5 protein-coding genes are annotated in these 7,698 nt (G+C 74.1%); 1 reads left to right on the forward strand and 4 read right to left on the reverse strand.

The window, feature by feature from the left end; all coding sequences use genetic code 11:
• Nucleotides 1–89 precede the first annotated feature (89 nt).
• The 4 genes from typA to ACFCV8_RS34640 all read right to left on the reverse strand — a co-directional run bounded on the left by typA (nt 90) and on the right by ACFCV8_RS34640 (nt 6,347).
• A complete protein-coding gene (gene typA / locus ACFCV8_RS34625) occupies nt 90–1,994 on the reverse strand; it encodes a translational GTPase TypA (RefSeq protein WP_376689485.1) in 1,905 nt (634 codons plus the stop codon).
• A gap of 670 nt (nt 1,995–2,664) precedes the next feature.
• Entirely contained in the window at nt 2,665–4,929 is a 2,265-nt protein-coding gene (locus ACFCV8_RS34630; protein WP_376689486.1) for an ABC transporter family substrate-binding protein, read from the reverse strand.
• Between the two features lie 284 nt (nt 4,930–5,213).
• Nucleotides 5,214–5,771, reverse strand: a complete 558-nt coding sequence (locus ACFCV8_RS34635; protein ID WP_376689487.1) for an isochorismatase family protein — start codon at nt 5,769–5,771, stop codon at nt 5,214–5,216.
• Between the two features lie 105 nt (nt 5,772–5,876).
• Entirely contained in the window at nt 5,877–6,347 is a 471-nt protein-coding gene (locus ACFCV8_RS34640; RefSeq protein WP_376689488.1) for a MarR family winged helix-turn-helix transcriptional regulator, read from the reverse strand.
• Nucleotides 6,348–6,549: 202 nt separating this feature from the next.
• Here ACFCV8_RS34640 and ACFCV8_RS34645 point away from each other — a divergent pair, with 202 nt between their 5' ends.
• The gene (locus ACFCV8_RS34645; protein ID WP_376689489.1) at nt 6,550–7,602 is read left to right on the forward strand and encodes a LacI family DNA-binding transcriptional regulator; all 1,053 of its coding nucleotides are present in this window, start codon (nt 6,550–6,552) and stop codon (nt 7,600–7,602) included.
• The last annotated feature ends 96 nt before the right edge of the window (nt 7,603–7,698 follow it).

Consider the following 7,698-nt stretch of genomic DNA (forward strand, 5'->3'; position numbering starts at 1 on the left):
GGCCCGGTTCACCGTAACCCGACGGTGACCCGGGCCCCGTTGTCCGTGCGGGCGGCGGTCCGGGGGCAGGCCCCGGCGCCCGTGGCGGATCAGCGCTTGGCGCGCGAGGCGGTGCGGCCGCGCTCCTTCTGGTCCAGGACGACCTTGCGGATACGCACGGCCTCCGGGGTCACCTCGACGCACTCGTCGTCGCGGCAGAACTCCAGGGACTGCTCCAGGGAGAGTTTGCGCGGCGGCACGATCGCCTCGAAGGAGTCGGCGGAGGAGGAGCGCATGTTGGTGAGCTTCTTCTCCTTGGTGATGTTCACGTCCATGTCGTCGGCGCGCGAGTTCTCACCGACGATCATGCCCTCGTAGACCTCGGTGCCCGGGTCGGTGAAGAGCACGCCGCGCTCCTGGAGGTTGGTCATCGCGAAGGCGGTGACCGCACCCGCGCGGTCGGCGACCAGCGAGCCGTTGTTGCGCGTCGTCAGCGTGCCGAACCACGGCTCGTGGCCCTCGTGGATGGAGTGGGCGATGCCCGTGCCGCGGGTCTGCGTCAGGAACTCGGTACGGAAACCGATGAGGCCGCGGGAGGGGACGACGAACTCGATGCGGACCCAGCCGGAGCCGTGGTTCGACATGTTGTCCATCCGGCCCTTGCGGACGCCCATGAGCTGGGTGACGGCGCCCATGTGCTCCTCGGGCACGTCGACGGTCATGCGCTCGACCGGCTCGTACGTCTTGCCCTCGACCTGCTTGGTGACCACCTGCGGCTTGCCGATGGTCAGCTCGAAGCCCTCACGGCGCATCTGCTCGACCAGGATGGCCAGCGCCAGCTCGCCGCGGCCCTGCACCTCCCAGGCGTCGGGGCGCTCGGTGTCCAGGACGCGGAGCGAGACGTTACCGATCAGCTCGCGGTCCAGGCGGTCCTTGACCTGGCGGGCGGTGACCTTGCGGTCCTTGACGGCGGCCTTGGCGTCGGCGCCCTTGCCGGTGCCGCCGCGGCCGACCAGCGGCGAGGTGTTCGTACCGATGGTCATGGAGATCGCGGGCTCGTCGACCGTGATCAGCGGCAGCGCGACCGGGTTCTCCGGGTCGGCCAGCGTCTCGCCGATCATGATCTCCGGGATACCGGCCACGGCGCAGATGTCACCGGGGCCCGCCACCTCGGCGGGCTTGCGGGTGAGCGCCTCGGTCATCATCAGCTCGGAGATGCGGACGTTGGAGACCGTGCCGTCACGCTTGATCCACGCGACCGTCTGGCCCTTGCGCAGCTCGCCCTGCTCGACGCGGAGCAGCGCGATGCGGCCGAGGAAGTTGTCGGCGTCGAGGTTGGTGACGTGGGCCTGGAGCGGCCCGTTCTCCTCGTACGTCGGGGCCGGGACGTGCTCCAGGATGGTGGAGAAGAACGGCTCCAGGCTGGTGGAGTCGGCCGGGACGGTGCCGTCCTCGGGCTTGGTGAGGGACGCGATGCCGTCACGGCCGCAGGCGTAGACGATCGGGAACTCGATCTGGTCCTCGTCGGCGTCCAGGTCGAGGAAGAGGTCGTAGGTCTCGTTGACGACCTCGTCGATCCGGGAGTCCGGGCGGTCCGTCTTGTTGATGCAGAGGATCACCGGCAGCCGCTGCTGAAGCGCCTTGCGCAGCACGAAGCGGGTCTGCGGCAGCGGGCCCTCGGAAGCGTCCACCAGCAGCACGACCGCGTCCACCATCGACAGACCGCGCTCGACCTCGCCGCCGAAGTCGGCGTGGCCCGGGGTGTCGATGATGTTGATCGTGATGGGCGCCCCGCCGTCCTTGGGGTGATACTTCACCGCCGTGTTCTTGGCGAGGATCGTGATGCCCTTCTCACGCTCCAGGTCGTTCGAGTCCATGACGCGGTCGTCGACGGACTCCAGCTGGTGGGCGGCGAACGCCCCGGCCTGCTTGAGCATGGCATCGACGATGGTCGTCTTGCCGTGGTCGACGTGGGCAACAATGGCTACGTTACGGATGTCATGGCGCGTGGGCATGGGTGGCTTGCGCTTCTCTCGGATCGTGGGATCAGGCGTCTAAGTCGGTCTCAAGTCCTCGTACGCCCACCGGGCGGACGCGCCACGGCTCGTCCAATGGTACGGGCCCGGCGCCGCAGCGGCTTCCCGGGCGAGCTACGGGGCCTCCCCCGGGCCCGTCTCCGGCCGCCCCGACCGGGGCCGACGTACCGGCCCCGATCCGCGTAGGCCGCACGTTCGCGCCCCCGTGGCCGGGTCTTCCGGCGGATTTCACCGGGGACGCGGCCACGGGGGCGCGATGGGGACGCTGGGTCTGTCCTGGGACAGGCCCGGACCTGCACGGCTTCGGAGGTGGGGCTCCGGAGCGGGTTCTCCGGGAGACCGGGGTAGGGGCCCCGGTACGGGTCTCGGAGGTGGGGGGATCGAGCGGCCGCCCGGGTCAACGGGCTCGGGCCCATGGGGCCCGGGCCGACCTTGCCCGCGGGGCAAGGCGGCGGGCAAGGGATTTGAGCCATTCCTGAGCTTTCGGCCGAGCGGGCCGGGGCACCCGGGCCCAGGTGCTGACCTGCTGCTCCTCCCGGTCCGCGGGAGGACCGGCGGCCTGGAGGGGCGTCCGGCGAACGCCCCTCCAGGCCGTGTCCGGCGGTCGGATCCGGGCCGTCCGCGTGCCCGGCCCCGCGGAACCGTGCGCCTAGGTCCGCTCGAAACCGATGTCCTGGTAGCGCGGTGCGGCGAAGCCGAAGGCCCCGACGTTCACCAGCTTCCGGTCCACCGCGACCAGCTGCGGGCGCCGGTAGAGCGGGATCGATCCGGCGGCGGCCCAGATCCGGGCGTCGGCCTGCTTCATCAGCTCCTGGGCCGCGGATTCGTCGAGCTCCGCGACGGCCCGGTCGAAGAGCTGGTCGATGTGGTCGGTGCCGACGCGGGTGTAGTTCTGCTCGACCTGGAGCGAGCCGTCGGTGGCGGGCACCGGCTTGGCGAAGATCGGCCGGTCGTCGGTGGCCGGGTAGGCGGTCGCGGGCCAGGAGTAGAGGGCCAGGTCGTACTCGCCTGCGGCGACGTGGTCCCGGAAGTAGCTCTCGTCGGGCACCTTCACGATCTCCGTGCGGATGCCGATCTCCTCCAGCATCGCCGAGATCCGGTCGCCCACCCCGCGCAACTGCTCCGAGCCGGGGCCGGACGGCAGGACGAAGCGCAGGCTGAGCGGCTTGCCGTCCTTGCCGAGCGGGCCGGGGCGCGGGCCCGCCGCCCGGGCGGGGGCCGCGGTGCCCGGCGGGGCGTACGCGCCCACCGCACCGCCGGTCCGCTGGCCCTGGGCGCCGGGCCGGCCGGGGGCGGCCTCGCCGGGGGCGGTCTCACCGGACGGGGCGAGGCGGTCGGCCTGGCGCAGCAGGGCGGCGCTGTGGACCGCGGCGGCGGGGGCGGGGGCCAGTACGTGGATGCCGTCGGCCGGGTCGCCCTCGCCTGGCTTGCCGTCGTCGCCGGCGGCCGGCTGCTCGTCCGCTCCCTCGTCACCGGCCGTCCCCGCTTCGGGGCCCTGCTCCTCGGCCTCACTGCCCGCCTTGGTGCCGTTGCCCTGGCGGGCCGCGCCCTCCCGGGTCCAGCCCGCCTCGGCCAGCAGCGCCTGTGCCCGCTCGGGGTCCCGGCCGCCGAGGGCGTCGCTGCCGTCCTGGTAGCCGGGCTGGCCGGCGAGGGCCAGGTGGCTGCCGACCGGCCGGGCGGGCAGGCCGAGCGGCCCCAGCACGGTGTCCGCCAGTTCCTGGCGGTCCAGGGCGCGGGCGACCGCCCGGCGCACCCGGTCGTCCGCCAGCGGCCCGGACTCGCCGTTCAGCGCGAGCTGGGTGTACGCGGGCTCCAGCGACTTGCGCACCACGTAGCCGCCCAGCGCCTTCTGCTCGGCGGCGTACGCCTCGGCGTCGGCCCGGGCCCGTTCCCTGGCGGCCCGGGCGGCGGCGGCCGCCTCGGGGTCCGAGCCGTGGGCCTCGGCCCAGGAGCGCAGGGCCGTGGCCGGGTCCGTCGCGGCGCCGGGGCCCAGTGCGAGGGGCGGTCGCCCCTTCGCCCGGTCGCGGACGGCCCGGGTGATCCGGCCGGCCGCGGCGGCGTCGATGTCGGCCACGTCGACCCGGCCCGAGGCGAGGGCGGCGGCCCGGTCGCGCGGGGCGACGGCCCGGAAGACCAGCGAGTCGAGCTTGGCCCGGGTGCCCCACCAGCGGGGGTTGCGGACGAGGGTGACCTCGCCCGCCTTCTTGTCCAGGCCGCCCAGCCGGAAGGGCCCGGCGGTCGCCTTCAGGGTGGTGCGGGACGCGTCGTTGAAGGCGTCCGGGGAGCCGGTCGTCTCCTTCGGGTACAGCGGGGAGAACAGCGAGCGCCAGTCCGCGTACGGTCTGTTGAAGGTGACCCGTACCTCCAGATCGTCGGCGCCGCGCTCGATCTTCTCGATGCGGTCGTACCCGGCGTTGCGGGCGGTCCAGAACGCGCTGTCGCGGCCGCTCAGCGCCCGCCACTGGGCGAGGAAGTCGGGGGCTCCGATCTCCCGGCCGTCGCTCCACACCGCCTGCTGGTTGAGGCGGTAGAGCACCACCTGCCGGGGTTCGCGCTCGACCACCTTCGCGGACTCCAGGTAGTCCGGGTTCCGCTGCGGCATGCCCCGGTCGTCGAGCGGGAAGAGCGTCGGCAGCAGGGCGCCGGTGATCCGGGCGGTCGTGCCGTCGGCGTCCGCCTGGAAGGCGTTGAGGGTGGTGGGCATCGCGTCGATCGCCCAGTCGACCGTGCCGCCGTCGGCGATCCGGTTCCGGTCGACGGCGGCGACGTCGGGGGCCGCGGTGCCGCCGTTGCCGGAGCCGCAGCCCGCCAGCAGGGGGAGGGCCAGCACACCGGTCGTGAGGAGCGCGAGGGAGCGGCGCTTGCGGGCGGCCGTCCCCCGCTGGACTTTCGAAACACGCCCTGGGTGGGGCATGGCTGGTACCTCCGGGGCCGGCCCGGACCGGCCGTCAGCGGGTGGGCCGGATGGGGCGCTCTTGGTGGCATTTGCAGTTGATCACACTGATTTCGTCCACCTACTGAAGGCGCCTGTACGCGGGCGGCGGCGCAGACACGGCGCCGCCGCCCCGAAGCTCACCCGTGCGGCCCAGGGCCTGCCGCCGGCCCGCCGCCGGACCACCGCCGTCCCGCCTCCGCCGTCTTCCGGCGGGCGGTGGCGGAGCGACGGCGGCCCCGGCCCCCGGGGCCGTGGGGAGGGGATCAGCCGAGCAGCCCGGCGATCGCCTCCGCGGTGTCCGTCTCCGCCAGGCGCGGGAAGATCCGCTCGACGCTGTTGCGGTGGGTGCCGGCGTCCATGTCGGTGACCGCGTCGGTGGCGATCGTGACGTGGTAGCCATGCTCGTACGCCGCGCGGGCGGTGGACTCGACGCCGATGCTGGTCGCGATACCGGTGAGGACGATCTGGGTGACCCCCGCCCGGCGCAGCCGCAGGTCGAGGTCGGTGCCGTGGAAGGCGCCCCAGGTGCGCTTGGTGACGACGATGTCGCCCTCACGCGGTCCGAGCTCCGGCACGATCTCCGCCCAGTCGGCGGGCGGCTGCCCGCCGGAGCCCGCCGGGCTCTCGTTGCGGCCGGGCGCGCCGTCGACGACATGGACGAGGACGACCGGGAGGCCCTTGGCGCGGAAGGCGTCGGCGAGCGCCGCGGAACGGGCGACGACCTCGGCGGCGGGGCGGGGGGCGGTCTCCCTGCCGACGATGCCCTTCTGGAGGTCGATGACGACCAGGGCGGTCTTCGGATCGAGAGTGGTGGCGGTCATGGCGCTGCTCCTGTTGCTTCTGTGCGAGGCGGGTGGGGGGAGGCGGAGGCTACGGGGACAGGGCGGGACGGGGCGGGACGGGGCGGGACGGGACGGGCGTACCCGTCATCGCGCCCCGGTCAGCCGGTCGAGCAGCTCGACGGCCTCGGCCACGGTGCGGCGCTCGGCACCGTCGAGTCCGGCCGCGAGGGCCTCGGCGAGCCAGTCGTGCTTGGCGGCCCTGACCTCGGCGAGCGTCGCGGCCCCGGCCGCGGTGAGCGACACCACGGACTTGCGGCCGTCGTCCGGATCGGGCGAGCGCCCGACCAGCCCCTGGTTCTCCAGCGCCCCGAGGGTCAGCCGCATGGACTGCGGGCGCACGTACTCCGCGCGGGCCAGCGCGGCCGTGGTGGCCGGCCCCTCCCGGTCCAGCCGGGCGAGCACCGCGCGCTGCGTCGGTGTCAGCAGGCCGCCCGAGGAGGTTGCGCGCAGCCGCCGCAGCAGCCGTCCGACCACGGCGGACAGCCGCACCGCCAGCTCCTCGGCGTCCGGCGCTCCGCCGTCGTCGGCGGCCAGGGGGGTACGGGGTTCAGGCATGCCCCGACCGTAAAAGATGCACAGGGCACCTTGCAAGGCTGCCTGTCTTTCTCGGGGCGCTTTTCGGCCGTCCCTAGATCGCGCTCCGATAGCCTTGCTCGCCGAGCGGCCCGCGATCTAGGGTGAATGCGCTTTCAGAAAAGGGTCGGTCCATGCAGCAACTGGTGCTTCGGCACAGCACGAACAGCGGGCGGTCGGTCGAGTGAGCGCGCCCACCGTCTACGACGTCGCCGAGCGGGCGGGTGTCTCCATCGCCACGGTCTCGCGGGTCTACCGCACCCCGGACTCGGTGCGCGCGCAGACCCGGGAACGGGTCCTGGAGGCCGCCCGCTCGCTGGGTTACGTACCCAGCGGCAACGCCCGGGGCCTGGCCAGCCGGACCACCGGCGTGCTCGGCCTCTGCTTCCCGGACTACGCCGACCCCGAGGCCGAGGCGGAGGCGGAGGACAGCGACGCCGACGACGCGGTGATGCTCTACTCCGACCAGGTCATCCGCGGCATGGAGCGCGCGGCCCGGCGGCACGGCTACGCGCTGCTGATCGCCGCCCTGCTGGAGGGCGGGACGGAGGATCTCGTCGCGAAGGTCGCCGGGCGGGTCGACGGCTTCGCCGTCATGGCGCGGACCGTGCCGACCGAGGACCTGGACGTGATATCGCGCCGGCTCCCGGTGGTGATGCTGGCCGGCCCCCGCGAGATAGACCACCTCGACCACATCGTCGTGGCCAACACGGACGGCGAGCGTGAGCTGGCCCGCCACCTGATCGAGGACCACGGGCTGCGCAGGCTCGCCTTCGTCGGCGGCGAGGCCGACGCCCCGGACGCGGAGGCGCGGTTCCTGGGCTTCCGGCAGGCCTGCGCGGACGCCGGACTCCCGGTGCCCGGGGCACCCGACCTGCGGGTCGCGATGATGACGCAGGCAGAGGGGGCGCGGGCCGCCGAAGCGCTGCTCGACCGGCCCGGCGAGCGGCCGCAGGGGATGCTCTTCGCCAACGACCAGATGGCGGTGGGCGCGCTGCGCGCGCTGGAGCGGCGCGGAGTGCGGGTGCCCGAGGACGTCGCGGTCACCGGCTTCGACGGGATTCCGCTCGGCCGCATCGTGACGCCGTCGCTGACGACGGTGCGCCAGCCGATCCGCCGGCTCGGCGAGCAGGCGGTGGAGCTGCTGGTGCAGCGGCTGGCCGAGAGGGACCGGGAGCCGGTCTCGCTGATGCTCCCGGTCTCCCAGGTCCGCCGCGCCAGCTGCGGCTGCGGCTGACGGGAGGGCCCGCCCCCGGCCCTGGTCCGCCGCCCCGCGGTCCCGGTCCGCCGCCCCGACCGACGGAAGGACCCGCCCCCGCCCGGCGATCGGGCG

The sequence above is a fragment of the Streptomyces sp. NPDC056347 genome, assembly GCF_042262625.1.
GTDB lineage: Bacteria > Actinomycetota > Actinomycetes > Streptomycetales > Streptomycetaceae > Streptomyces.